Source organism: Pseudomonas sp. 5Vm1k, assembly GCF_056161485.1.
Genome location: NZ_JBSPCZ010000001.1, coordinates 608,366 through 635,127, shown reverse-complemented (window position 1 = coordinate 635,127; position 26,762 = coordinate 608,366). Strand labels below are relative to the sequence as shown.

At 59.4% G+C, this 26,762-nt stretch carries 20 protein-coding genes; 9 read left to right on the top strand and 11 right to left on the bottom strand.

All coding sequences use genetic code 11. The features are described from left to right. Positions 1 to 76 precede the first annotated feature (76 nt). Complete coding sequence (locus tag ACWIKB_RS02895) at positions 77 to 490, bottom strand: DUF3301 domain-containing protein (RefSeq protein ID WP_054048264.1); 414 nt, start codon at positions 488 to 490, stop codon at positions 77 to 79. Positions 491 to 610: 120 nt separating this feature from the next. Between ACWIKB_RS02895 and pdxY the strand changes: the two genes are divergently transcribed. Beyond that, positions 611 to 1,483 (top strand): pyridoxal kinase PdxY, encoded by an 873-nt coding sequence (gene pdxY, locus ACWIKB_RS02890; protein ID WP_054617088.1) that lies wholly within the window; start codon positions 611 to 613, stop codon positions 1,481 to 1,483. A gap of 117 nt (positions 1,484 to 1,600) precedes the next feature. On the opposite strand, the gene ACWIKB_RS02885 is transcribed toward pdxY, so the two are convergent. Further along, positions 1,601 to 2,083: an acyl-CoA thioesterase gene (locus ACWIKB_RS02885; RefSeq protein ID WP_034149366.1), complete on the bottom strand. Its 483-nt coding sequence runs from the start codon at positions 2,081 to 2,083 to the stop codon at positions 1,601 to 1,603. Positions 2,084 to 2,284: 201 nt separating this feature from the next. Between ACWIKB_RS02885 and ACWIKB_RS02880 the strand changes: the two genes are divergently transcribed. Further along, positions 2,285 to 4,048: a cation:proton antiporter gene (locus ACWIKB_RS02880; protein WP_475265234.1), complete on the top strand. Its 1,764-nt coding sequence runs from the start codon at positions 2,285 to 2,287 to the stop codon at positions 4,046 to 4,048. 21 nt (positions 4,049 to 4,069) lie between these two features. Here the strand turns inward: ACWIKB_RS02880 and ACWIKB_RS02875 are convergent, their stop codons facing one another. From ACWIKB_RS02875 to uvrD, 4 genes are all read right to left on the bottom strand, one after another. Further along, positions 4,070 to 4,477 carry an SMI1/KNR4 family protein gene (locus tag ACWIKB_RS02875; RefSeq protein ID WP_007943369.1) on the bottom strand — a complete coding sequence of 136 codons (408 nt, stop codon included), beginning with the start codon at positions 4,475 to 4,477 and terminating at the stop codon, positions 4,070 to 4,072. Between the two features lie 135 nt (positions 4,478 to 4,612). Then, positions 4,613 to 5,479: a Tim44 domain-containing protein gene (locus ACWIKB_RS02870; protein WP_475265233.1), complete on the bottom strand. Its 867-nt coding sequence runs from the start codon at positions 5,477 to 5,479 to the stop codon at positions 4,613 to 4,615. A 179-nt stretch (positions 5,480 to 5,658) separates the two neighbouring features. After that, positions 5,659 to 6,099, bottom strand: coding sequence for an EamA family transporter (locus ACWIKB_RS02865; RefSeq protein WP_475265393.1), 441 nt, complete (start codon positions 6,097 to 6,099; stop codon positions 5,659 to 5,661). A 159-nt stretch (positions 6,100 to 6,258) separates the two neighbouring features. Beyond that, a complete protein-coding gene (gene uvrD, locus ACWIKB_RS02860) occupies positions 6,259 to 8,442 on the bottom strand; it encodes a DNA helicase II (protein WP_475265232.1) in 2,184 nt (727 codons plus the stop codon). 258 nt (positions 8,443 to 8,700) lie between these two features. Here uvrD and ACWIKB_RS02855 point away from each other — a divergent pair, with 258 nt between their 5' ends. The 3 genes from ACWIKB_RS02855 (at position 8,701) to ACWIKB_RS02845 (ending at position 13,138) form a co-directional block, all read left to right on the top strand. Further along, positions 8,701 to 11,574, top strand: a complete 2,874-nt coding sequence (locus ACWIKB_RS02855) for an EAL domain-containing protein (RefSeq protein ID WP_475265231.1) — start codon at positions 8,701 to 8,703, stop codon at positions 11,572 to 11,574. 273 nt (positions 11,575 to 11,847) lie between these two features. Further along, complete coding sequence (gene hexR / locus ACWIKB_RS02850; protein ID WP_008027445.1) at positions 11,848 to 12,714, top strand: transcriptional regulator HexR; 867 nt, start codon at positions 11,848 to 11,850, stop codon at positions 12,712 to 12,714. A 211-nt stretch (positions 12,715 to 12,925) separates the two neighbouring features. Further along, positions 12,926 to 13,138: a PA3496 family putative envelope integrity protein gene (locus ACWIKB_RS02845; RefSeq protein WP_475265230.1), complete on the top strand. Its 213-nt coding sequence runs from the start codon at positions 12,926 to 12,928 to the stop codon at positions 13,136 to 13,138. Here the strand turns inward: ACWIKB_RS02845 and ACWIKB_RS02840 are convergent. Further along, positions 13,080 to 14,042: a LysR family transcriptional regulator gene (locus ACWIKB_RS02840; RefSeq protein WP_054048279.1), complete on the bottom strand. Its 963-nt coding sequence runs from the start codon at positions 14,040 to 14,042 to the stop codon at positions 13,080 to 13,082. The two genes, ACWIKB_RS02845 and ACWIKB_RS02840, sit on opposite strands and share 59 nt — an antisense overlap. Before the next feature lie 190 nt (positions 14,043 to 14,232). Here ACWIKB_RS02840 and ACWIKB_RS02835 point away from each other — a divergent pair, with 190 nt between their 5' ends. Together ACWIKB_RS02835 and oadA are read left to right on the top strand one after the other, a co-directional pair. Beyond that, on the top strand, positions 14,233 to 15,648 hold the full coding sequence (locus tag ACWIKB_RS02835) for an acetyl-CoA carboxylase biotin carboxylase subunit (RefSeq protein ID WP_427629169.1): 1,416 nt from the start codon (positions 14,233 to 14,235) through the stop codon (positions 15,646 to 15,648). 11 nt (positions 15,649 to 15,659) lie between these two features. Then, a complete protein-coding gene (gene oadA, locus ACWIKB_RS02830) occupies positions 15,660 to 17,468 on the top strand; it encodes a sodium-extruding oxaloacetate decarboxylase subunit alpha (protein WP_475265229.1) in 1,809 nt (602 codons plus the stop codon). A 203-nt stretch (positions 17,469 to 17,671) separates the two neighbouring features. Here the strand turns inward: oadA and ACWIKB_RS02825 are convergent, their stop codons facing one another. Both ACWIKB_RS02825 and ACWIKB_RS02820 read right to left on the bottom strand, forming a co-directional pair. Beyond that, the gene (locus tag ACWIKB_RS02825; RefSeq protein WP_475265392.1) at positions 17,672 to 19,936 is read right to left on the bottom strand and encodes an autotransporter outer membrane beta-barrel domain-containing protein; all 2,265 of its coding nucleotides are present in this window, start codon (positions 19,934 to 19,936) and stop codon (positions 17,672 to 17,674) included. Between the two features lie 199 nt (positions 19,937 to 20,135). Then, positions 20,136 to 23,093, bottom strand: coding sequence for an autotransporter outer membrane beta-barrel domain-containing protein (locus ACWIKB_RS02820; protein ID WP_475265228.1), 2,958 nt, complete (start codon positions 23,091 to 23,093; stop codon positions 20,136 to 20,138). Positions 23,094 to 23,325: 232 nt separating this feature from the next. On the opposite strand from ACWIKB_RS02820, the gene ACWIKB_RS02815 reads away from it, so the two are divergent. Further along, the gene (locus ACWIKB_RS02815) at positions 23,326 to 24,678 is read left to right on the top strand and encodes a HipA domain-containing protein (protein WP_475265227.1); all 1,353 of its coding nucleotides are present in this window, start codon (positions 23,326 to 23,328) and stop codon (positions 24,676 to 24,678) included. Further along, on the top strand, positions 24,675 to 24,953 hold the full coding sequence (locus ACWIKB_RS02810; RefSeq protein WP_475265226.1) for a helix-turn-helix domain-containing protein: 279 nt from the start codon (positions 24,675 to 24,677) through the stop codon (positions 24,951 to 24,953). The genes ACWIKB_RS02815 and ACWIKB_RS02810 overlap by 4 nt, the downstream gene beginning before the upstream one ends. An 89-nt stretch (positions 24,954 to 25,042) precedes the next feature. On the opposite strand, the gene ACWIKB_RS02805 is transcribed toward ACWIKB_RS02810, so the two are convergent. Next, complete coding sequence (locus ACWIKB_RS02805; protein ID WP_475265225.1) at positions 25,043 to 25,879, bottom strand: amino acid ABC transporter permease; 837 nt, start codon at positions 25,877 to 25,879, stop codon at positions 25,043 to 25,045. After that, positions 25,876 to 26,697: an ABC transporter substrate-binding protein gene (locus ACWIKB_RS02800; RefSeq protein WP_475265224.1), complete on the bottom strand. Its 822-nt coding sequence runs from the start codon at positions 26,695 to 26,697 to the stop codon at positions 25,876 to 25,878. The genes ACWIKB_RS02805 and ACWIKB_RS02800 overlap by 4 nt, the downstream gene beginning before the upstream one ends. Positions 26,698 to 26,762 lie beyond the last annotated feature (65 nt).

The window sequence follows — 26,762 nt, the reverse complement described above, 5'->3', positions numbered from 1 at the left end:
CAGCCTTCGGCAGCTCCTACATTGGGAATGCGATCCCTGTAGGAGCTGCCGAAGGCTGCGATCTTTTGCTTTTAATTCAAGGACGCCACTTAGTGTGCTCTTGCCGCCACTGGCTCATCTCAATCACTTCACCACGCGGCTTCACCACTTCAACCACCGGCGGCGTATCGTCGAACGGCATCGGGTAAGGCGCCAGTTCAATCTGCGCGCTGTGCGCACCAAACTGAGTGATCGTTCCGGTATGACGGGTTTCGCCGGTCACGGTGAATTCGAAGTTATACACACGCGCCAGGCGTCGACGCCCGTTGGCATCTTTGATAAAACCGATTTTTTTCAGCGCCACGTTGCCGTCGAGCAACTCGATTTCGAGTTTGGCGCAATGCTGCTTCACCCGCTCCAGCGCACGTTCGCGCAAGCCGTGGTTATGCCACAGCCACGCGGCGCCGGTGGCCAGCAGCATTAGCACGAAGATATTTCCGAGGGTCAGCATCAACAAAGTGCTCCAACAAGATAGTGCCAGCTTAACTGCGTCGCCGGTCTGTCGTACAGGCTGCGTTTAGTCGCATACTGCGCGGCTCGAATTTCATTCGTTTTACGGAAAACTCACCGCATGAAACGTACGCCCCATCTGCTCGCCATCCAGTCCCACGTGGTGTTCGGCCACGCTGGCAACAGCGCCGCGGTTTTCCCGATGCAGCGGGTCGGGGTGAATGTCTGGCCGCTCAACACCGTGCAGTTCTCCAACCACACGCAATACGGGCAGTGGGCGGGTGAAATTCTGCCGCCGCACCAGATTCCCGAGCTGGTAGAAGGCATCGCCGCGATTGGTGAACTGGGCAACTGCGATGCGGTGCTGTCGGGCTACCTCGGCAGTGCGGCCCAGGGCCGGGCGATCCTCACGGGCGTGGCGCGGATCAAGTCGATCAACCCCAAGGCCCTGTATCTGTGTGACCCGGTGATGGGCCATCCGGAAAAAGGTTGCAGCGTGCCGACCGAGGTCAGCGATTTCCTGCTGGAAGAAGCGGCCGCCGTGGCGGACTTCATGTGCCCGAATCAGCTGGAGCTGGACAGCTTCTCGGGGCGCAAGCCGCAGTCGCTGTTCGATTGCCTGGCCATGGCGCGAGCGCTGCTGGCGCGTGGCCCGAAGGCTGTTCTGGTCAAGCACTTGGACTATCCCGGCAAACCCGAGGAAGTTTTTGAGATGTTGCTGGTGACGGCTGAGGGGAGTTGGCATTTGCGTCGGCCGTTGTTGGCGTTTCCACGTCAGCCGGTGGGCGTGGGTGACCTGACGTCCGGGTTGTTCCTGGCCCGCGTGCTGTTGGGTGACAGCCTGGTGGCGGCGTTCGAGTTCACCGCAGCGGCAGTGCATGAAGTGCTGCTGGAAACCCAGGCTTGCGCCAGCTACGAGCTGGAGCTGGTGCGGGCACAGGACCGGATCGCCCACCCGCGGGTGCGGTTCGAAGCGACTCCGATCAGCCTCTGAGTCGGCGTCGAGGCCATTCGCGAGCAAGCCCGCTCCCACATTTGAACGCAGTCTCCTGTGGGAGCGGGCTTGCTCGCGAAGGCTATCTAAAGAACACCCTCAAACTGACTGAACGGTTCAGGCGTCGCCCTTGATCTCCTGGTAACGCTTTTCCAATTCCTGACGAATCTGCCGACGCTGCTGGGCCTGCATGAATCGGCGTTTGTCTTCGCTGTTCTGCGGTTGCAGCGGCGGGACGACGGCCGGTTTGCGCTGGTCATCCACCGCCACCATGGTGAAGAAGCAGCTATTGGTGTGGCGCACTGAGCGCTCGCGAATATTTTCGGTCACCACCTTGATGCCCACCTCCATCGAAGTGTTGCCGGTGTAGTTGACCGAGGCCAGAAAGGTCACCAGCTCGCCGACATGAATCGGCTCGCGGAAAATCACCTGATCCACCGACAAGGTCACCACGTAGCGGCCGGCGTAACGGCTGGCGCAAGCGTAGGCCACTTCGTCGAGGTACTTAAGCAGGGTGCCACCGTGGACATTGCCAGAGAAGTTGGCCATGTCGGGGGTCATCAATACCGTCATCGACAGTTGGGCGTTTCCGGGTTCCATAGCGTTCTCACGGGTCAAGGCAGGGTTTCGGGAGCGCACCTCTGCGGATGCGTAGCTGGCTTTTCAAAACCAACGTTATCGGGACGCCGGGCAGGTGGCTGCCGTCACGCCCTGATCGATCTGTTTCCATATATTGCACCGCCTTTCTGTCGGAAGTCGCGGTGTTACGCTCCGGAAGTCGACCTAAAGGAGCCCCATACCATGCATGCCATCAGTTTCATACAAGACCTGGCTGTGATCATGTTGGTTGCGGGCGTGGTGACCGTGCTCTTTCATCGTTTCAAACAACCGGTGGTTCTTGGCTACATCGTCGCCGGCTTCATCATTGGCCCGCACACGCCGCCGTTCGGCCTGATCCACGATGAAGAAACCATCAAGACCCTCGCCGAGCTCGGGGTGATTTTCCTGATGTTCTGCCTGGGCCTGGAGTTCAGCCTGCGAAAGCTGTTCAAGGTCGGCGCCACGGCGTTTATCGCGGCGTTCCTGGAAATCGTGCTGATGATCTGGATCGGCTACGAAATCGGCCGCTGGTTCGACTGGAACACCATGGATTCGCTGTTCCTCGGGGCGATCCTGGCGATTTCCTCGACCACCATCATCGTCAAGGCGCTCAACGACCTGAAGATGAAGAATGAGCGCTTCGCGCAGCTGATTTTTGGCGTGCTGATCGTCGAAGACATTCTCGGTATCGGCATCATCGCCTTACTGTCGAGCATTGCGGTCAGCGGCACTGTCAGCTCCGGCGAAGTGTTCTCCACGGTCGGCAAACTCTCGCTATTCATGATCGTCGCGCTGGTCATCGGCATCCTGCTGGTGCCGAGGTTGCTGGCCTACGTGGCCAAATTCGAAAGCAACGAAATGCTGTTGATCACCGTGCTGGGCCTGTGTTTCGGTTTCTGCCTGCTGGTGGTTAAGCTCGAATACAGCATGGTCCTCGGCGCCTTCCTGATTGGCGCGATCATGGCCGAATCCCGGCAGTTACTGAAAATCGAGCGCCTGATCGAACCCGTTCGTGACCTGTTCAGTGCCATCTTCTTTGTTGCCATCGGGTTGATGCTTGATCCGATGATCCTGCTGCAATACGCGTGGCCAATCGCGGTGATCACCGTCGCGGTGGTGCTGGGCAAGATGTTGTCCTGCGGCCTCGGCGCCTTTATCGCCGGCAATGACGGACGCACCTCACTACGGGTGGGGATGGGGCTTTCACAGATTGGTGAATTTTCCTTCATCATCGCCGCGCTGGGCATGACCCTGCAGGTCACTAGCAACTTCCTTTATCCCGTAGCCGTGGCGGTCTCGGTGCTCACAACATTGCTGACGCCGTACCTGATTCGCGCAGCCGATCCGCTGTCGATCAAGCTTGCCGAGGTGATGCCACGTCGCCTGAGTCGCGTGCTGGGGATGTATGGAGAATGGCTGCGCAGTATTCAGCCCCAGGGAGAAGGCGCACTGCTGGCGTCGATGATCCGGCGGATTCTGTTGCAGGTTGGGGTCAATCTGGCGCTGGTGATCGCGATTTTCTTCTCGGGCGCATTTTTCGCCGAGCGCATGTCGGCTTACCTGCAAGACTGGATCAGTGACCCGAGCTGGCAAAAAGCGTTGATCTGGGGTGGGGCGTTGCTGGTGTCGCTGCCGTTCCTGATCGCTGCCTATCGCAAGCTCAAGGCGCTGTCGATGCTGTTGGCGGAGATGGGCGTGAAGCCGGAGATGGCTGGCCGTCACACACAGCGAGTGCGTCGGGTGATCGCCGAAGTGATCCCGATCCTCTCGCTGCTGGTGATATTCCTGCTACTGGCAGCCTTGTCGGCCAGTATTCTGCCGACCAACAAGTTGCTGGTACTGATCGCGGTAGTCGCCGCCGCCGTGGCGGCGCTGCTCTGGCGCTGGTTCATCCGCGTGCACACGCGGATGCAGGTGGCGCTGCTGGAAACCCTGGACAACCACAAGGAATCGTCCGGGCATTGACCACCCGGGGCGTCAGGCAAATCAGCTTTCCAGCCAGACGTCCCGCGCCCAGTGCCATACCGATTCCCAGGTTTCTTCGGCAATCAGTTCTTCTTCGGCTTGCCACAACACAACGGTGCCGTCTTCTTCGACCAGGTAGTAGTCGTCACCGTCCTGGCAGATCGGGATCATGCTGCGATCAACACCGGCATCCCAAGCATTGGCGGCGACGTCCGGCAGGTAGGTGTGGGATTGTGGGTCGGTGACGGTCACCGGCTCCAGGCTACCGTAGACCACGTCGCTGACGGTCAGCAAAAATTCTCTGAAGACGAACGGGATGTCGATGAACAGTTGTTCTTCGATTTCCACGATCTGATCTTCGTCGGGCAACTCCAAGGGGACCGGTACCGGTTCGTTGGCTTCACGCAGTTGTTCGATGATTTCTTCCACGTCCGGGATCCTCTTGCTTGATGGCGCGGTTTAGTTGGGGCGGTTTATACAGTAGCTCGCTATAGATGCAACCGCGAAATAGAAAACCCCGGCGAGGCCGGGGTTTTTGTTGGGACATGTTTAACGCGCGTCGGTTCAGCCGTTCTGGCGGATACCGGCGACCAGCCAAGGCTGGTTCTCGCCCTGCGGACGTTCCATGTTCCAGCTTTCGCTGAACACTTCGCCCTGGTCGAAACGCGAGGTCTTCGACACGCCGCTGAAGGTCAGGGTAGCGATGGTCTTGTCGGCGCGATCATCTACGCCGTCCAGTTGTACATGGAGGTTATCAATGTACGTGGACTGGAAACCGTCGCCCAGATCAGCACGTTCGCGCTTGAGGAACTCCAGCATTTGCGGGGTCACGAACTCGGCGATCTTGTCCATTTCGTTGGCGTCCCAGTGCTGCTGCAGGGACTGGAAATGGTTGCGGGCCGCTTCGATGAAGTTCTGTTCATTGAACCAGGCCGGAGCGTTGATCACCGGACGAGCGGCAGGCGCTGCCGAACCGCCGAAGATCGAACCGCCGGCAGGCTGGTTCTGGAACGTTTCACGCTGCATCGGCGCACCAGCCGGAGCCAGGTGGTCCTGCTGCTTGCGGCGACGGGCGGCGATGAAGCGGAAGATCAGGAACGCGATGACGGCCATGATCAGGATGTCGAAGATCTGCATGCCCTGGAAGCCACCGCCCATGAACATGGAGGCCAGCAGGCCACCGGCTGCGATACCGGCCAGAGGGCCGAGCCAGCGCGAAGCACCGCCGGCCTTGGCTGCAGCGCCAGCGGCACCGGCAGCACCAGCGGTCGCAGCAGCGCCGCCAGCGGCGGAAGAAGGCGCCATTTGGCTGGTTTGGTGGGTCGGCGCGGCGCCGACGCTTTTGCCGCCACCAAAGCGCTTGGCGTTGGCGTCCAGGCTCATCGTCAGGCCGATACACAGCGCCATGGCGATGCTAAGAAAACGTTTCATAAGGGGAATTCCCATTTGTGGATTGCACGCCGGCCATGTTGCACAGCTGAAGTGTCACTGGCTAGCGGCAGAGTGTTTCGGGCTTTTGCCTGACAGGTGACGTTCAGCTTCAGTCAGCGCAATAAGGCTTGTTACCTTTGGTCCGTAGGACAAGTGGATAGGCTTTGTAGGATGGATTCCTAGCGTCGCAGCGCCAGCAAGACCACGCCGGCCGTGATCAGACCTATTCCGCCCCACTGGCGCAGGTCGAGCTTCTCGCCCAGCAGGATTACGCCGAGCACCGCCACCAACACCACGCTGAGCTTGTCCACGGGAGCGACCAGAGAGGCCGGGCCGAGTTTCAGCGCGCGGAAGTAGCAGATCCATGAGGCGCCTGTCGCCAATCCCGACAGCAGCAAGAACAGGTAGCTCTTGGCAGAGATCGATCCTAATGACTGATATTGGCCCGTTGCGTACAAAATCAAGGCCAGGCTGACCAATACCACGATGGTGCGCAGGAGGGTGGCGAAGTCGGAATTGACGTTTTCGATGCCGATCTTGGCGAAGATCGCGGTCATTGCGGCGAATGCCGCCGACAGCAGGGCCCAGAATGTCCAGGAGGAAAAGAAGCCTGAGCCCATGGTTTGCCCCTCTATAAGGTCAACCGTCATCATGAAGGCAACCTACAATCCTGTGGGAGCGGGCTTGCTCGCGAAAGCGATTTACCCTTCAACAGATATGTTGATTGATCCACCGCTTTCGCGAGCAAGCCCGCTCCCACATAAGTCCGGTGCCGGGCTTTAGATCGCTTCCAGCTTGGCATACCCCAGCATCAGCCACTTGCTGCCTTCGCCGAAGTTCACCTGCACCCGAGCCTGGGCTCCGGCGCCTTCGAAGTTCAGGATAACGCCGTCGCCAAACACCGAATGACGCACGGCTTGGCCCAGGCTGAAGCCAGTGTCCGGGATCTCGCTGCCACCGAACAGGCTGCTGGAGCTCTGCTGCTGGCCACCGCCGAATGGACGGCTGACGCTATTGGACAAGCGCACTTCCTGAATCAGGCCTTTGGGCACTTCACGTACGAAACGTGACACCTTGTTGTAGGTCTCGCTGCCATACAGGCGACGGGTTTCAGCATAGGTCATCACCAGATTCTGCATGGCCCGGGTGATGCCGACGTAGGCCAGGCGACGTTCTTCTTCAAGACGACCCGGTTCTTCCAGGCTCATCTTGTGCGGGAACAGGCCTTCTTCCATGCCCACCAGGAACACGTAAGGGAATTCCAGGCCCTTGGCGCTGTGCAGGGTCATCAACTGAATGCTGTCTTCGTGCTCGTCGGCCTGAGTGTCGCCGGCTTCCAGCGAGGCATGGCCGAGGAACGCCGACAGTGGGGTCAGGTCTTCGTCTTCTTCCGCGTTTTCGAAGTTGCGCGCGGCGCTCACCAGTTCCTCAAGGTTTTCTACCCGGGCCTGGCCTTTCTCGCCTTTTTCCGCTTCGTGGTAAGCAATCAACCCCGACTGCTCGATGACGGTCTGGGTCATCAGGTGCAGCGGCATGTCCATGCACTTGGCGGCGAGGTTCTCGATCAGCTCGATAAACGCCCCAAGCGCGCCGGCCGCACGACCGGTCAGGCCCTTGTTGGCCACCAGCAGGCGCATGGCTTCCCACATCGACACATCGCTGTGACGGGCGTGGTCGCGAATCGCTTCAACGGTTTTCTCGCCAATGCCACGGGCCGGAACGTTGATCACACGCTCCAGTGCCGCATCGTTGCCACGACCTTCCAGCAACCGCAGGTAAGCCATGGCGTTCTTGATTTCCGCCCGCTCGAAGAAGCGTTGACCGCCATAGATGCGGTACGGAATGCGCTCGCGCAGCAAGGCTTCTTCCAAAACGCGGGATTGGGCGTTGGAGCGGTACAAAATCGCGATATCGCTGCGAGCCAAGCCGGTTTTCAGCGCGCTTTCGATGGTTTCCACCACATAACGCGCTTCGTCGTGTTCGTTGAACGCGGCGTACAGGTTGATCGCTTCGCCTTCACCACCGTCGGTCCATAGTTCTTTGCCCATGCGCCCGGTGTTGTTGGCGATCAGGGCGTTGGCGGCCTTGAGGATGCCGACCGTGGAGCGGTAGTTCTGCTCCAGGCGAATGGTCTCGGCATCCGGGAAGTCGTCGGAATACTGATAGATGTTCTCGATTTTCGCCCCGCGCCAGCCGTAGATCGACTGGTCGTCGTCGCCGACCACCATCAGGCTGTCGCCGCCCTTGGCCAGCAGGCGCAACCAGGCGTACTGCACGGCGTTGGTGTCTTGGAACTCGTCTACCAGGATGTGCCGGAAGCGCTTCTGATAGTGCGCCAGCAAACCCGGGTGATCGCGCCACAGGTCGAGGGCGCGCAGCAGCAGCTCGGAGAAGTCGATGACGCCCGCGCGCAAACACGCGGCCTCGTAGGCTTCATAAATGCTGCGCATGGTGGCCAGGAACAGATCGCCGCTGGCTTGAATGTGTTGCGGGCGCAGACCTTCGTCTTTCTGCCCGTTGATGAACCACTGAGCCTGACGAGCCGGCCAGCGTTGCTCGTCCAGGCCCAGCTCGCGGATCACCCGCTTGACCAGCCGTTGCTGGTCGTCGCTGTCGAGAATCTGGAAGGTCTGGCTCAGCCCGGCTTCCTGCCAGTGCGCCCGCAGCAAGCGGTGCGCAAGGCCGTGGAAGGTGCCGACCCACATGCCGGCCGGGTTCAGCCCCATCAACTGCTCGATGCGATGACGCATCTCCGCAGCAGCCTTATTGGTAAAGGTCACCGACAGGATTGAGTGAGGCGAGGCGTTCTCGACCTGGATCAACCAGGCGATACGGTGCACCAGCACTCGGGTTTTACCGGAACCAGCACCGGCCAGGACCAACTGACGACCCACGGAGGCAGCTACGGCCTGGCGTTGGGCATCGTTGAGGGAGTTCAGCAGAAGGGAGAGATCATCGCGCATCGGGGCATTCTAGGGGGCGGCGCCACACCGGGCAAACCCCGCTTTGATTTAGCCGATGAAAGATGAACGGAGGACGACCGGTCGGTCACTGGCCGCAAGCGGCGGCGGGGCTCGCTTGAGGGCTTTTATATCGATGCCGGCGGTCGATACTTTGGTCTACTTTGTGATCTGGGGCAGTTTGGTCCCAGCCCTTGCTTGTGTATGCTCCGTGCACAATTCGGGCTCACCACGCTCATTATAAGAACAAGAATATTGACTATGACCCTCAGCTCCGACCTGTCGGGCCCCTCTGTGGAGCCCCGGGTTATCCGCAAACAGTACGCCATGGAAATGGCGGTCGAACGCACGCGCCTGCTGTACCAGGGTTCGCTGTTGCCGACGTTGTTCATGCTGATCAATGGCCTGGTCTGCGCCGGGTTGCTCTGGAGCCCGCAACGCTACTTCCTGGTCAGCGTCTGGCTGGTCTGGTTGCTGTCACTGGTGGCGCTACGAGTGATTCAAGTGGCGGCCTTCGATTCGGCGATTCCCAACCGCCAGGCCCATCCGATCTGGATTCGCATGTTTCTGCTGGGCTCGGCCATGACCGGCCTGACCCTCGCCGGCGCCGGCATTGCCCTGGTCCCCGCCGACACCTTTATCCAGCAAGCCTGGGTTTTCGGCCTGATCGGTGCCGCAGCCCTTTCGGCCAGCGTGGCCTACGCGGTCAGCCTGCCGGCGTTTCTCTCCTTTACCTTGCCCTGTCTGTTGCCGGCCATCGGCTATATGTTCTGGGGGGGCGATGAACAGCAGCAAGGTTGGGGCTGGTTCGGCCTGATCTTGCTGGGGGCGTTGAGCGTGGTGGCTTGGCAGGTCAACCGGCTGATCGATCGCGGCTTGTTGCGACGCTTCCAGAACCAGGCGCTGATCGAGCATTTGCAGCTCGCCCAGACCAAGAGTGACCAGCTTAATTTCGAACTGGCCAAGGAAATCGACCAGCGCCGCCACGCCGAAGAAGAACTGCGCGAAGCCCAGGTCGAACTGGAAAATCGCGTGGCCGAGCGCAGCCAGGAACTGAGCGCCGCCACCCAAGCCTTGAGCAAGAGCGAAGCGCGCCTGGCGCTGGCGCTGAAGGCCAGTGAACTCGGACTGTGGGACTGGAACCTGCAAACCGATGAGGTCCATCACACCCAGATTCAGGAGCTGTTCGGCCTGGCGCCGGAGTATGTGACTGCCATGCTCAGTCACCTGCGGCCGCGGCTGCATCCGGACGACGTGCCGTCTCTCAAGCGCGCGTTGGTCGAGCATTTGAAGGGCCGCAGCGAGGATTACCAGATCGAATACCGCGTGCGCCACGGCGACGGCCACTGGGTCTGGATCGAAGACCGTGGCCGGGCGGTGGAGCGCAGTGAAAATGGCCGGGTGATTCGCATGGTCGGCACCCGCCGCGACATCAGCGCCAGCAAAGGCCAGGAAGAACAGCGACAACTGGCTGCGACGGTGTTCGAAGCGGCGAGCGAAGGCATCGTCATTTTCGACCCGAATTACGCGCTGATCGCCGTAAACCAAGCCTTCAGCCGGGTGACCGGCTACGACATCGAGGACATGCTCGGGCGCAACGTTGTCGAGCTGCCTTGCAGTCGGGATGCCCGTCGGCACTACGCAGTGATTCATCAATCACTGGAGCAGCACGGCAGTTGGCAAGGCGAACTGGTGGAAACCCGCAAGAACGGCGAACTCTACCCGCAGTGGCTGCAACTGAACGCGGTGCGCGATTCCCGGGGAAAGGTCAGTCATATTGTCGGCTTCTTCGCCGATCTTTCCGCCCGGCGCGAATCCGAAGAGCGCATGCGCTACCTGACCCACTACGATGAGCTCACCGGCCTGGCCAACCGCTCGCTGTTCCACGAACGGCTGCGCGAGGCTCATCAGCGGGTGCGTCAGGGCGGCCGGCGCAGCCTGGCCTTGCTGCACATCAACCTGGATCGTTTCAAGCTACTCAATGACAGCCTCGGCCATGAAATCGCCGACCAGTTATTGCAGAAAATGGCACGGCGGCTGGTCAATGCGTTGCCTGAGGCGGACACCATTGCGCGGCTGTCCGGCGATGAATTCGCGGTGTTGTTTGATGCTTACGGCAACCTGTCGAGCCTGGCACGGGTGGCGACACGCTTATCGACCAAACTGCGCTTGCCGGTGACGGTGGATGGGCATGAATTGGTGGTCAGCGCGTCCATGGGCATCAGCATGTTGCCAGACAACGCGCGGGAGATTTCAGCGTTGGTCAGCCAGTCGAACATGGCCATGCAACACGCCAAACACCTGGGCGGCAACAATTTCCAGTTCTACACCGACAGCCTGCAAGCCAGCACGCTTGAGCGGTTGCAGCTCGAAAACCAACTGCGCAAAGCCATCGAAGAAAAGCAGTTGAAGGTGTTCTACCAACCGAAACTCTGCCTCGCCACTGGCCGGCTGAACGCGGCCGAAGCCTTGGTACGCTGGGATCATCCGACCATGGGCCGGGTGCCGCCAAACGATTTCATTGGCTTGGCCGAGGAAACGGGGCTGATTGGTCCGATCGGCGAGTTCGTGTTGCGCCAGGCCTGTTGGCAAGCCTGCGAATGGCAGCGGCAAGGTCTGGCGCCGATTCGGGTGTCGGTCAACCTGTCAGTGCATCAATTGCGTCAGGGCAAACTGGTCAGTCTGGTGCGTCAGGTGCTGGAGGAAACCGGTCTGGCGCCGCATTACCTGGAACTGGAACTGACCGAAAGCCAGTTGCTGGACAGCGTCGAACACATCATCGCGACCTTCCAGCAGTTGCGTGATCTGGGCGTGAAACTGGCGATCGACGATTTTGGCACCGGGTATTCGTCGCTGAGCTATCTCAAACGCATTCCCGTGGATTACGTGAAGATCGATCAGGCGTTTATCCGTGGTTTGGGGGAGGGCAGCGAGGATGCGGCGATCACCCGGGCAATCATCGCCATGGCCCACGGCTTGTCGCTGAAAGTCGTGGCGGAAGGCGTGGAGCGGGAAGAGCAATTGGAGTTTTTGAAAACCGAAAGCTGCGATGAAGTGCAGGGGTATTTGATCAGTCGTCCCGTGGAGGCGGTTGATCTGGCCGAGCTGTTGCTCAAGGACGTAAACCCTTTGTAGCAACTGCCGAAGGCTGCGTTCGGCTGCCAAGCAGTCGTGAATAGGCGTTATGCGGTTTAACAGGAAAATTTGGTATTCAGGTTTCACGATTGCTTCGCAGCCGAACGCAGGCTGCGCCAGCTGCTACAAAGGCCAAAGGTGCTACATGGAGCGCATAACGCGTGGAATGGGGATATCGAGTTACGCATTGAGCAGGCAAAAAGCCGATTCATGTAGTATAACTACAAGCGTGCTACATCCCCGGCACCTGCCAATAACAAAGAGTCGACCCCTTTGAATCTGCTGCAACACATCGCCCAGTCACGCCACCTGTTACGCAAGTCGGAGCTCAAGGTCGCTGACCACGTGCTGCTTGATCCTGCGGCGGTGATGCACAGTTCCATGGCCGACCTGGCCCACAGCGTGGGCATCAGCGAGCCGACCATCGTGCGCTTTTGCCGCGCCATCGGTTGCTCCGGTTTCCAGGATTTGAAGCTGAAGCTGGCGCAGAGCCTGGCGGCTGGTGCGAGTTTCGGGCAGTTCGCGATTCATGAAGACGATTCGGTCGCTGACTACAGCCTGAAAATCTTCGACACCACGTTGCACACGTTGATGGAGGTTCGCGAGAAGCTCGATCCGGTGGAGTTGCAGCGGGCGGTGTCGTTGATGTCGCAGGCCCAGCGGGTCGAGTTCTATGGCTTTGGCGCGTCGGGCGCAGTGGCGGCAGATGCGCAGCACAAATTCTTCCGTTTGCTGCTGACGGCGGCGGCGTATTCCGACCCGCACATGCAGGCGATGTCGGCGGTGACCCTGAAGCCGACCGATGTGGCGATCTGTATTTCCCAGTCCGGGCGTTCCAAGGATTTGTTGATCACCGCGAACCTGGTCCGTGAAAGCGGCGCCTCGCTGATCACCTTGTGCCCGAGCCAGACGCCGTTGGCCGAGTTGTCGACCGTCAACCTGGCGATCGATGTGCACGAAGACACTGAAATCTATACGCCGCTGACCTCGCGAATCGCCCACCTGGTGGTGATCGACGTGTTGGCGATGGGCGTGGCCATGGCCCGCGGGCCGAGCCTGGTCAACCACCTCAAGAGCGTCAAGCGCAGCCTGCGCAGCTTGCGGTTGTCGCCTAAATCGGTGAAAGCGCTGGACGACTGAAGTCGTCGTAAGGTCGTTCCGACCTTAATCGCGAGCAGGCTCGCTCCCACATTGGAATGCGAGCCCCTGTGGGAGCGGGCTTGCTCGCGAAGACTGACTCAAAAACGCCACATCTCCCGGCAATATTCACACCTCTGTAACCCACCCGCAGCCAAACCGTCATCCCCCTCGTTCATCGTGTAACTCCCGTACTCGCCTTGGGAGACCCGAAATGGCCCAGCCCTACGAAGAACGCAACAGCGCCCTGAAAACCCGTCGCCAGCAAGAAGACCAGCGCCGCATGGAATTTCGCCGCGCTATCGAAGATCGCTGCGAACGCCGCCAGCTTCTGGCCGAGATCGGTGATTTCCCCGAGGATCTGGAACTCAACTACTGGCAGGCAGCACCGGCAACTTCCCGTCGAAACGCTCAACCAGCGCGCTGATCTGCACCCGTTCGCTGCGAATAAACGCAAGGAATGCGTGCGCTACCGGTGACAGGCGTTTTGCCTTGGCCTGCACCAGGCACCAGCTGCGATACAACGGCAGCTCTTCGACCGGCAACTCAATGAGTGCGCCGGTCGCCAACTCAAGGTTCAGGGCGTGGCGCGTCAACAAGGCCAGGCCCAGACCCGCCAACACACACTCACGCTGAGCTTCCGCCGACGCGACCTCCTGGGTCTGGGTGAAGTGCACGCGCTTCTCCTTGAAATACTCTTCGCAGGCCATCCGCGTACCGGAGCCCGGCTCGCGCATCAATAGCGTGTAAGGCTCCAGATCCTGCAAACGCAGGGGCCCCATGTGGCACAGCGGATGATCCGGCGGCGCCACGGCCACGATCGGGTTATTGAGGAATGGCAGGAATTCCAGGCCCATGTCCTGCGGCACCATCGACATGATCACCAGGTCATCGCGGTTGTCCGACAGGCGCCGGATGACTTGGCCACGGTTGACCACCGTCAGGTGCAGGTTCACTTCCGGGTGCTGGCGCTTGAATGCGGCAAACAGATGCGGCACGAAATACTTGGCGCTGGATTCCACCGCGAGTTTCAGCTGGCCCTGCAGTGAACCCTGCATGTCCGACAGCTGCATATCGAGGTTTTCCAAACGCCCGAAAATATCCCGGCTGGCGCGCTGAAGCGCTTCCGCCGCCTCGGTCATGTAGAGTTTTTTGCCGACATAATCGAACAAAGGTTGACCAATCAGCTCCTCAAGTTGACGAATCTGTAGGCTCACGGCAGGTTGTGTGAGGGACATTTCGTCAGCCGCACGGCTGTAGGACCTCAAATCACAGACTTCATTGAAAATCTGCAATTGACGCAATGTCATACGCATCAATGACTTACGCATTATTAAAGGGCTCCGGCCGCAGGCTGATGCGCCAACTATAAGTCTTTACTTATGCCTGACCCAATTATTAATCATTTTTGTTAATCCCTTGTGGGGGCTAGTGTGGGGCTGCGACTAAATTGAAACATTTAGTCACGCGTCGACCTGGTCTAGCAGGTCGTGGGTACCACCGGCTCAAGGGAACCTCCAAGTGATAACAAAGATCCTGATCGCCAACCGTGGTGAGATTGCCGTACGAATCGTGCGTGCCTGCGCCGAGATGGGCATTCGCTCGGTCGCGATCTATTCCGACGCCGACCGCCATGCCTTGCATGTGAAGCGTGCGGACGAGGCCCACAGCATCGGTGCCGAGCCATTGGCCGGTTACCTGAATGCGCGCAAGCTGGTTAACCTGGCTGTGGAAACCGGTTGTGATGCGTTGCATCCCGGCTACGGATTCCTCTCGGAAAACGCTGAGCTGGCCGACATCTGCGCCGAGCGCGGCATCAAATTCATTGGTCCGTCGGCTGAAGTCATTCGCCGCATGGGCGACAAGACTGAAGCCCGCCGCAGCATGATCAAGGCCGGCGTGCCAGTCACGCCGGGCACCGAAGGCAACGTCGCGGATATCGCCGAAGCCTTGGTCGAAGGTGACCGTATCGGTTATCCGGTCATGCTCAAGGCAACCTCCGGTGGCGGTGGTCGTGGTATCCGTCGTTGCGACAGTCGCGAAGAACTCGAACAAGCATTCCCACGGGTGATTTCCGAAGCGACCAAGGCCTTTGGTTCGGCGGAAGTGTTCCTGGAAAAATGCATCGTCAACCCGAAACACATCGAAGCGCAGATCCTCGGCGACAGCTTTGGCAACGTGGTGCACCTGTTCGAGCGTGATTGCTCGATCCAGCGTCGCAACCAGAAGCTGATCGAGATCGCCCCGAGCCCGCAACTGACCCCGGAACAGCGCGCTTACATCGGCGACCTGTCGGTGCGTGCGGCCAAGGCCGTGGGTTACGAGAACGCCGGTACCGTGGAGTTCCTGCTCGCCGAGGGCGAGGTGTACTTCATGGAGATGAACACCCGGGTGCAGGTGGAACACACCATCACCGAAGAAATCACCGGCATCGACATCGTGCGTGAGCAGATCCGCATTGCGTCCGGCCTGCCGCTTTCGGTGAAACAGGAAGACATCCAGCATCGCGGTTTCGCGCTGCAATTCCGGATCAACGCCGAAGACCCGAAAAACAACTTCCTGCCAAGCTTCGGCAAGATCACCCGTTACTACGCGCCCGGCGGCCCCGGCGTGCGCACCGACACGGCGATCTATACCGGCTACACCATTCCGCCGTTCTACGACTCCATGTGCCTGAAACTGGTGGTGTGGGCGTTGACCTGGGAAGAGGCGATGGACCGTGGCTTGCGCGCCCTCGACGACATGCGTCTGCAAGGGGTCAAGACCACCGCCGCGTATTACCAGGAAATCCTGCGTAACCCGGAATTCCGTAGCGGCCAGTTCAATACCAGCTTCGTTGAAGCCCACCCTGAACTGACCAACTACTCGATCAAGCGCAAACCCGAAGAGCTGGCCCTGGCCATCGCCGCCGCCATCGCCGCCCACGCAGGCCTGTGAGGAACAGAACAATGAGCAAGAAAATCCATGTAACAGACACAATCCTGCGCGACGCCCACCAATCGCTGCTCGCCACCCGCATGCGCACCGAAGATATGCTGCCGATTTGCGACAAGCTCGACAAAGTCGGCTACTGGTCGCTGGAATGCTGGGGCGGCGCGACCTTCGACGCCTGCGTACGTTTCCTGAAAGAAGACCCGTGGGAGCGCCTGCGCCAACTGCGCGCGGCGTTGCCTAACACGCGTCTGCAAATGCTGTTGCGTGGTCAGAACCTGCTGGGCTACCGCCACTACAGCGACGACGTGGTCAAAGCCTTCGTCGCCAAGGCTGCAGTCAACGGCATCGACGTGTTCCGCATCTTCGACGCCATGAACGATGTGCGTAACCTGCGCGTGGCCATCGAAGCGGTGAAAGCCGCCGGCAAACATGCCCAGGGCACCATCGCCTACACCACCAGCCCGGTGCACACCATCGAGGCGTTCGTGGCCCAAGCCAAGCAAATGGAATCCATGGGCTGCGACTCGGTGGCGATCAAGGACATGGCCGGTCTGCTGACCCCGTACGCCACCGGCGAACTGGTCAAGGCGTTGAAATCCGAGCAGTCGCTGCCAGTGTTCATTCACTCCCACGACACCGCTGGTCTTGCCGCGATGTGCCAACTCAAGGCCATCGAAAACGGCGCCGACCACATCGACACCGCAATCTCCAGCTTCGCCTGGGGCACCAGCCACCCGGGCACCGAATCGATGGTCGCCGCCCTTAAAGGCAGCGAGTTCGATACCGGCCTGAACCTGGAGCTGCTGCAAGAGATCGGTCTGTACTTCTACGCCGTGCGCAAGAAGTACCACCAGTTCGAAAGCGAATTCACTGCCGTCGACACCCGCGTTCAAGTCAACCAGGTGCCGGGCGGGATGATTTCCAACCTGGCTAACCAGTTGAAAGAGCAGGGCGCTCTGAACCGCATGGCCGAAGTGCTGGCCGAAATTCCGCGTGTTCGCGAAGACCTTGGCTTCCCGCCGCTGGTGACCCCGACCTCGCAAATCGTCGGCACCCAGGCGTTCTTTAACGTGCTGGCCGGCGAGCGCTACAAAACCATCACCAACGAAGTGAAGCTCTACCTGCAAGGCGGCTACGGCAAGGCACCGGGCACCGTGAACGAGAAGCTGCGTCGTCAGGCCATCGGCAGCGAAGAGGTGATCGACGTTCGTCCGGCGGACCTGCTCAAGCCGGAAATGACCAAGTTGCGTGCTGAAATCGGTGCAGTGGCCAAGTCGGAAGAGGACGTGCTGACCTACGCCATGTTCCCGGACATCGGCCGCAAGTTCCTCGAAGAACGCAACGCTGGCACCCTGACGCCTGAAGTGCTGTTGCCGATCCCAGAAGCGGGTGGCGTGACCTCGGCCGGTGGCGAAGGTGTGCCGACCGAGTTCGTCATCGACGTCCACGGCGAAACCTACCGCGTCGACATCACCGGTGTCGGCGTCAAGGCCGAAGGCAAGCGTCACTTCTACCTGTCCATCGACGGCATGCCGGAAGAAGTGGTGTTCGAACCGCTCAACGAGTTCGTCAGCGGCGGCAGCAGCAAACGCAAACAAGCCACGGCGCCAGGCCACGTCAGCACCACCATGCCGGGCAACATCGTCGATGTGCTGGTCAAGGAAGGCGACACCGTGAAAGCGGGCCAAGCCGTTCTGATCACCGAAGCGATGAAGATGGAAACCGAAGTCCAGGCTGCCATCGCCGGTAAGGTCACCGCCATCCATGTAGCCAAGGGCGACCGGGTGAACCCGGGCGAAATCCTGATCGAGATCGAAGGCTGAGTTAACAGCCTCGATACACCGCTTTAAACCTCGGGGGGGCATGTGCTCCCCTTTTTTTTGCGCGGTATTCAGGAGGTATCACAATCCTTGTGGGAGCGGGCTTGCTCGCGAAGGGGCCGTATCAGTCGACATCCATGTTGACTGACAAACCGCTTTCGCGAGCAAGCCCGCTCCCACAGGTTCCACGGTGTGTCAGCGGTTGGTTAGAACGCCATCCGCCACTGCCCTGTTACGCCGTGATTGCGGCTATCACTGCCGATTTCGCCGTTGAGGCCGACGCCCACGGTATGGTTGGCCGAAAGCCCAAGATCCAGGCCTGCATCCACCAGCAGGCTGTTGCGATCCAGCTCCGCACCGTAAACGGTGTAGTTGCTACCGCCAGTGACCAGTCGTTGGCGGGTGTGGGTGTAGATGTCGCCGTACGTGTGCTTCCAGCCGGCACTGAATCGCGGCGTCAGTCGCATGCCGTTATCCAGGGTGTCGACCTTCGTCAGACGCAGGCCAACGGTGGTGTTTACATTGCTTTGGGATTGCTCATGGACCTTCAGCGCCGCAGCCCCACCTTTTTCGGTATAGCCGTCGCGCTGGTAGCGTTGATAGCCAAGGCTGGCGAACGGTTCGATGCTGACGTTGGCGCGTCCCAGGTTGTATCCCACTTCGGCGAAGGCTTGTTGGGTACTGGAGTCGTAGCTGCCTTTGGGACGATCGCTGAAACCGGTGAACGCTACCCGGCGTGCAGTGCTGCCGTCGTGGCTGCTGTAAGTCGCGCCGAGACGAAGTGACATCGGACCGTTTTGACGCAACGCATAAGCGCCCAGGTGCCAGCTGTCGAGGTTGCCGTCGAGTTCGCGGCTGTCCAGCTGAGTCCGGGATTTGCCGCCCATTAACCCCAGTCGCCACTCTTCATCAATGCTCCAGTCGGCGCCAAGTAGCAGGCCTTTGGTCGAGTGTTGCAGGGGGGTAACGTCGCGATCCAGTTTCCCGCCGTGGCCAAGTGCTTGCAGCCAGACTCTGCCATTGTCCTCGCTGCCGGCTGCCAGACGCGGCGAGTTGTTTCGTTGATTGAGGTTGTCGGTGCCCAACTGATGCATGGCCGAGAGCATGCTTCCGTTGACCGGATCAACACTGCTCAGGGTGGCTTTGGCGAGGTTGGCGTTGCTGGAGCCGGCGAGTTGCTCGAGGGCGTAGGAGGCTGTTTCTTGGTCAGCGGCAAGCAAGGCAGTGATGGCGGAGTTGGTCGGGGTGGATGATTGCGGCACCGTGCCGGAAGTATTTTTGACAGTGGTTGATTGTGGCGCTGCGTTGGAAGTGTCGGCGACAGTGGCTGGTTGTGGCGCTGTGCTGAAAGTACCCACGTAGTTAGATGGTTCCGGAGCTGAAGCTGGAGTGTCGGTGTTAATGGATGGCGTCACGTCTGCGACGACGGGATTTACGATGTCGGAGGGGACTTGAGCTTCCGGGACGCGTTGCGGCTCGGTGATATTTTTGCCGAACTCCCGTCCGTTGTCGGAAGTGGCAAGGCTCTCAAAAGGCACATCGTTACGGGCGTAGGTCAGGCCAACACTCTTTTTGTTGTACCTAAGCGCCGGTGCCATAAACGCCAGGTCATTGAGAACTTCACCGAATTTGCCTTCGACCTCATTGGCTTCGATGATGGTGTAGCGATTGCTTTGCAGGTATTCACCCGGCATCGCGACGATTTTCAGCGTGGAGCCGCCGAGGCTGGCAGTGCCGTCGACCTTGATCGTTTGGCCTTTGCCATCGGGATTGACCTCATAGGCCAATACACCTGTCTTGGAAAGGCTTAAGTCCCCTTTGACCCGTGGGGCGCCGTGTAATTTATTAACGTCGACGCGACCGTGTACTTGCAAGCTGCCGACGGTCCCGGAACCCGCGAAAGTGCCGCTTTCCATGACATCGATGCGGCCATCTATGTTGCCTTTGTTGAAGAGCTGTCCCACCGCAATCGCACGGCCGAGGATTTTCCCGTCGTTGGTCAGGATGCCGTCATTCAACACAACCACGCCGTCTTTGAAATCGCCCTTACTGGTCAGCGTCCACGAGCCCTGCTGACTGATCAGGCCGGTGATGTTTTTTGTTTCGCCCAGAACACCACCGTCAGAGGCATCAAGGTGTATGACGTTGATTCCTCCTCCTCCTCCATCAGCCGGGCCTTTGATGCTGCCACCGTTCTTCATGATGATGAGGTCGTTGGCGTCTGTTCCTTTCACAAGTCTCTCAGGTGAATCGATCACATTCTGAACGGCGTTGTGAACCTGGATGAAGGTCGGAAGAAGAGCCTCCAGATCGCTTCTCAACTCGGACTCCTGCCGCTCTATTATCTTGGCGTCGACTGGTGGTTCGGTGTTGTTGGACAGCTCTTGAGCGTTCGAAAATTCAGCGCATCCCAAGGCCAGCGTAATGGCCAAGGCGAGGTGCTGTGGTCGGAATTTGTGTTGATCGAGCATCGGGTTCAGCCTCTTTAGGGTGAGGCCAAACTGTAAAATTCGATGCGATTTCAGGATGCCGGGCATTTCCGGGCGTTGTGAAGGGCGCAGAGACACCGCTTGTAGCCGAATCAACATCGAGCTTCGACCGCGAGCGATTTCACCCGGTTACCAAGCGTCTTTCCCTACAACAATCCCGGAAGCTTCGATTGGCGAAAACTCAGAAACTCATCTGCCACTGCCCAATCAACCCATGATTGTGGCTGTTACTCCCGATCTCGCCGCTATAACCAACACCCACGGAATGCCGCGCTGAAATCCCCAGGTCCAGCCCGGCCTCAAGCACCATGCTGTCACGATCCAGCGAACTGCCATCGACGCTGAACGCGGTGCCGCCGACCACAAAGGCCTGGCGAGTCGAGCTGCTGACATCGCCATACGTATGCTTCCAGCCCGCACTCATGCGTGGGGTCAGGCTCATGCCGTTGTCCAGGGTGCTGAGGTGCGCCAGGCGTACGCCGAAGGTGCTGCTGAAGTTGTCCTGGGTTTGTTCGTCGACCTGCAAGGCAGCGGCGCCGCCCTTTTCCTTGTAGCTGTCGCGGTGGTAGCGCTGGTAGCCGAGGTTAGCGAAGGGTTCGGCGCTGAGGCGACCGCTGCCCATCGCGTAACCCAGTTCAGCGAAGGCTTGCTGGCTGTCGGCGTCGTAGTCGCCTTTGGGCCGATCACTGAAACCATTGAACGCGACGGTGCGTTTGCTTTCCCCTTGGTGGCCGCTGTAGGCCGCGCCGAGGCGCAGGGCGAACGGGCCGCTTTGGCGCAGGGCGTAGACGCCGGCGTGCCAGCTCTCGACATTGCCGTCGACGCCGGTGGCATCCAGATCGGTTTTCGAATAACCGCCAAGCACACCCAGGCGCCATTGCGGATTCAGTGCCCAGTCGGCACCGAGCACGCTGCCTTTGGTGCGCTGTTCCAGACCGCTGTTGCCGTGCTCGCCATCGAGCTTGCCGTAGCCGCCGATGGCTTGCAGCCAGAGTCGGCCTTGGGCATTCGGGTCGTTGAGGTTGCGCGCTTCGGACGGTACGCCGGTGGACGCGAGGGCTGGCGTATCCCGTTGATCGAGGCCCACCAGCAAACCTGAACTGCCGCCCATGTGCTGCATCGCCGACAGCATGCTGCCACCGATCTGGCTGCTCGCGCCAAGCGTGGCACTGGTCAGGTTGGCGTTGCTCGCGCCGGCCAGTTGCTCGATGGCCGCGCCAGCTGTGGCGTTGGTGGTGTTGAGCAGTGCGTTGTAGAGCGCGTTGTTTTTGCCGATCGAGGCCAAGCTGTTGGCGGCGTTGCTGCCGTTGCCGGTGGCGGCGAATTCGTTGAAGGCGATGTCGTTTCGGGTGTAGGTCAGATCGACCTGGGTCGAGGTGTACGCGAGGGTTGGCGTGAGGAACGCGTAATCACTGGTGACCTTGCCGAACGTGCCGTTGACGCTCGCGGCTTGCAGCACGGTGTACTGACTTTGCCACGGGTAGGTGCCGCTGCCGGGGTTCACCGCCAGGGTCGCGCCATTCAGGTTGGCGATGCCACCGACCATCACTGGCGCGCTGGTGCCGTCGGCGTTGACACCATAGGCCAGGGTGCCGCCGCTGCCGAAGGTCAAATCGTGAACGACGGCCGCGGTGCCGAGTTGCGTGTTGGTTTGCATCGTACCGTTGACCAACAAATTGCCCACCGAACCACCGCCGGCATACACACCGCCCTGGTCCACCGTGAGCGTGCCGGCAATCCCGCCCTGGTTGATAAGCGTCGCACCGTTGCGCACCGCGCCGCCGTCACTGAAATCACCGCTGCCGGTCAGCGTCCAGGCGCCTTGCTTGACCTCCAGCCATTCGAAATTGCGACTGGCGCCAAAACTGCCGCCCGCCACATCGTCCATCACCACCCGGTCGTAACCGGTCCCGCCATCGACCACGCCAACGAAGCGGCTGCCGTTGCGCAAGGTCAGGCTGTCGTTGCCGCCGCCCAGATCCAGGGCCAGGCCGTTGCTGCCGCTGATTGTGCCGCCGTTGATCACGCTGTCGGCGAATTCCCCGACGAATTTCACACCGAAGCCGTCGAGGCCCTGGATGGTGCCGTAGTTTTCCAGCGTAGTCGCTGCCACACCCGAACCGCCGCTGCCGTCGTCGACCAGGATTGCTCTGTTGGCGCCGCTGATCAGCGCACCTTTGGCGTTCAAAATAGTGCCGCCGCCCAACGCGATACCTTCGCTGCCGTTGGCGAAACCACCCTTGTCCACGCCACCCGCGCCGACGCCCTGAATGGTGCCGTAGTTTTCGATGTGGGCGATGTTGTCGATGTCCACGCCATCGCCGTCACCGTTGGGTTGCAGCCCCGAGTAGGCGCCGGTGATCGTGCCGTGGTTGATCACGGTGCCGTCGCCATCGGAGCCGAAGCCCGAACCGTTACGGCCGGTGATCTGCCCGTAGTTGACCAGCGTGGCGCCAAGGTCGGTGGTGATGCCGTGGCGTCCGCCGGAAATGGTGCCGTAGTTGGTCACCGTCACGCCGGTTGCGGTATCAATGTCGATGCCATCGAACTTCTGGTCGGCGTTGTGAGAATCGCCCGTCGAAATCTCGCCATAGTTGGTGATGGTCGCATTGGCCCCGGTCTTCATGCCGTCGCTGGCGTCCCCACGAATCAGCCCGCCCGCGCGGTTGATGATCGTGGTTTTGACGCCGTCGCTGCGCAAGGCATCCAGGTCCAGCCCCTGGCCGGTCGTGGAGCGAATGATGCCGCTGTTATCGATCAGCAAACTGCCGCTGGCGAAGTTGCTGTCGATGCGCAACGCGTCGTTGAACCCGAGGATCTGCCCGCCGCTGCGGTTATAGAGGCTGTAGTTGCGCGCCTGGGTCAGATTGCCGCTGCTGTCGATCGCCCGGCCACCGGTGGAAACGATCTTGCCCGCGTTATCGATCACCACACCGGCGCCGCTGGTGCTGTCTTTCAGGGTCACGGCCTTGCCGCTGTTGGTAATGCTGCCCGGCGCCGAGATCGTCAACGTGTCGCTGCCACCCAGGGTTTGCGCGGCGGTGGTGGCGGTGTCGATCTGTACGGTTTTAGCGTGGGCGGCGGAGGTGCTGATCAGCAGGGCGATGGTCAGGGCGAGACGCTGGGGCGAGAAGGGCATGGGTGGACAGCCTTTTTGTTATAAGCGGGCCGTCTGGTATAGCGGAGGGTTTTTACAGAATGATGTATGTATCGCATTTAAATCTGCATTGTTTTGCGTTTTCTTGGCAATGAATGGCCTTGTATCTGCATTTTAATGCGTATTTAGATCTGCCCAAGCCAATAAATTGCACTATATTGCATGTGTGGTTTAAAAAAGCTCTCAAGAAATGCATTTAAATGCAGGTGGTGGAATGTACAACCTGACTTTACAGATATTCAGGGCAGGAAAATGGCACGACGCCATGGTCTTAAGCTTCGATAGTCCTGAAAAAGGTTTCGAAAGTCGATGTAACTTCGGCTACGAAACTCCCTACCTCGTTGAGAATATTGAGGACCTTGGATCACCTTTTGCCAAGGCAGTGAGCGCTAGGTTTCCGTTGGACTGGGAGGGTAAGCGATCCAATGCCCCAGCATTTGTACATGACATTGCCCCTGCTGGTGCCGCCAAGAAATTTCTGCTGGCACGCATAGGTCAGGACAAGCCTGCAGAAATCAGTGCCGATCTTTACTTACTGGCCCAAAGCACCCCAGCACCGATTGGCAATATGCGCATAAAGGAATCCGCTGAAGCACTAGATCAGCGTGAGCCAATAGGGTTTAAACGCCAGGATGTCATCAGTCGTGATAACCGGTTTCTTGAATATGCCTATGAGCAGGGCGCTGCAATTGGCGGGGCAACGGGCGCCGGTGGCGAGGCACCGAAGCTTTTGCTGGCTCAGGGCAAGGACGACAATCTATATCCCGATGCAGTACTGGACGACGCAGACGTTGCCCAGCATTGGTTTGTGAAGTTCTCTCGCAATAAAGGAAACAGGAACGATCAGGACATCCTTAGAAGCGAGTACCACTACTACAAAGCATTACAAACGTTAGGCATCGACACGGTAGCTGCACAGGGTTTGGCCTTGGAGGAAGCTACCAAACCCAGCTTGTGGATGCAGCGTTTTGACCGTCAGGTAACCCCTCAGGGTGTTGAGCGTTTTGCCGTGGAATCGATCTACTCTTTGGCTCAAATAACCACACCCGGTAGCTCAATGGACCACATGGAGGTTATCCGGCTGCTTGCGGGACTTTGGCGTGATGCTGGGCAGGCAGATCAAATCCCGGATCTTGTTGCTGATTACCTGCGACGGGACCTGATCAATAAAATCCTCGGCAATTCGGATAACCACGGGCGAAACACCGCAATCATTCGTGGCACGGCCTCTTTTCGTTTGGCACCCATTTACGATTTGGCACCGATGGTAATGGACGAAGAAGGCGTTACAAGAACGACCAAGTGGCCGAGAGAGTTGGAGAGGGCGGGGGATGTAAATTGGCGTGGTGTTTGCCAGGCATTGGCCGATATCGCTGATCCAAATGACCCGCTGGCAGCATTGGGTGACTGGCCGGGTTCTTTTGAGCGCCTGCGCGAAGATGCCAAACGCCTGCTGGCACTCCCGGACATCTTGACCGCCAGTGGCTTACCCGACACAACAATGAATCACCCGCAAATTGCTTTGAAAAATCTGGGACAGCGTTTGAAAGAATGGGATCTGAAATGAGCATGACCGTTGCCGAGCGCACTGTGCTCATAGAAAACATTCAGGATGGGCTTGCCCAAGGCACTCTTGAAATAGGCGAAGCAGTCCGTCGATTACGGGTAGAGGTCACCGGCCTGCACCAAACCCAGTTCGCGAAGATGTGCAAAATCTCTGTGCGCACACTCGTGCATATCGAGCATGGAGAAGGAAATCAGACGCTGAAGTCGCTCAATTCTGTGTTCAAACCGTTTGGCTTGAAGATGGGCGTGGTGCGGATTCGACGGGATTTCAGCTAAGTCGGTAGCAAGGCATTACCGAAGGCGAATGCGTTCAAGATCAAAAGATCGCAGCCTTCGGCAGCTCCTACCGGGAGTCGTATTCCAACCTAGCTACGACTCAAATACGCCTTGCCGTAATGCCGCTCCATCCTCGCCTGAATCAGCTCCAGCCCAATCGACATCACCCAATAAATAATCGCCGCGGTCGTCAGCATCTCGATGTAGCGATAGCTCGAGCGCCCATACGATTGCGCCAGAAACATCACTTCCCAAACCCCCATCACCGAGATCAGCGACGAGTCCTTGAGCATGGAGATGAATTGGTTGGTGGTTGGCGGGATGATGGTGCGCATGGCCTGGGGCAGGGTGACGCGCCAGAAGATTACGGTTTCGCGCATGCCCAGGGCCAGGGAGGCTTCGCGTTGGCCGTGGGGGACGCCGAGGATGCCGGCGCGGAAGATTTCGCTCAGGTAAGCGCCGTAGTTCAGTGACAGGGCGATGATCCCGGCGGCGATGGCGCCCGGTACGACACCGAGTTGTGGCAGGCCGAGGTAGATCAGCAGAATCTGGATCAGCAGCGGTGTGCCACGAAAGAATGACGCGTAGAAACTCGCAATGCCGAACGCCACCGCGCTTTTCGACAGCCGTCCCAGGGCGGTGATGAAGCCCAGCAGCGACGACGCGATTATCGAGCAGGCGCAGAGAAACAACGTCAGCGCCGCGCCTTGCAGGAAGCCGTTGGGCGCCAGGTGCAGGCCGACGAGGTTGGGCAATTTGTCGAGGATGATCGAGAACTTCAGGTCGAAGCTCAGGAAGAAACTGGCGAACAAGCCAAGCATCGCCGCCCAGGTCAGGTACAGCCGCGTGCGGAATCCGAAGATCCGTTGCAGTCGCGACTCAGTCACCGGTTGCGGCGGCTGGGGAGGTGTCGGGAAAGAAGTCATTTGCTGATGTCGGCGCCGATCCATTTTTGCGAGAGCTTGCTCAGGGTGCCGTCCTGTTTCAGCTGGGCGAAGACTTCACGCACTTTGCCGTCCCACTGTGCATCGCCCTTTTCGATGGCCACCGAATTCGGCTCGGAGTACAGCGGGTCGCCCGCCAGTTTGAAGCGTTTGTCCTCGTTCAGGCGCGGTTGCGCGGTCACCAGATTGGTGAGGATCGCGTCCAGTCGAACCCCGGCGCCGAGGCCCAGGTCCTGAAACGCCACGTTATCGGTGTCATACGGGGCGATCTGCACGTCCTCGAACGGGTACTGCAATTGCGTGTCTTCGGCGCCTTCGATCACCAGGTTTTTGTTCAGGTAACTTTCGTAGCTGGAGGCGCTGGTGAGGCCGACTTTTTTGCCACTCAGGTCCTTGGCGTTGTGGATGCGGTCATCCTTGGCGTTGACCACGATCACCGCCGGCGAAGCGTAGTACTCCACCGGAAAATCGAACACTTCGGCGCGGGCCTTGCTCGGGGTCATGGAGCAGATGCAGATGTCGTAACGACCGCTCCAGCGGCCAGCGGCAATCACGTCCCATGACGGGGTTTCAAGACGCAGTTTCACGCCGAGTTTCTCGGCCACGGCTTTGGCCACATCGACGTCGAAACCATCGAGTTGGTTCTGGTCGTTGAGGAACGAGAACGGCGGATAACTTTCCATCAGCACGCCCACCAGTTCTTTCTTTTGTTCGACGCGATCCAGCGTGGCGCCGCCGAAGGCTTGTGTCGAGGCAGCCAAAATCGTCAGGCCCAGGGCCAATAGCGGTTGGAATTTCACAGTCGATCCCTGATAAAAAAGTGGTTGTTATTAACCATATGTTACGTATTAAATAGTTATAAGAA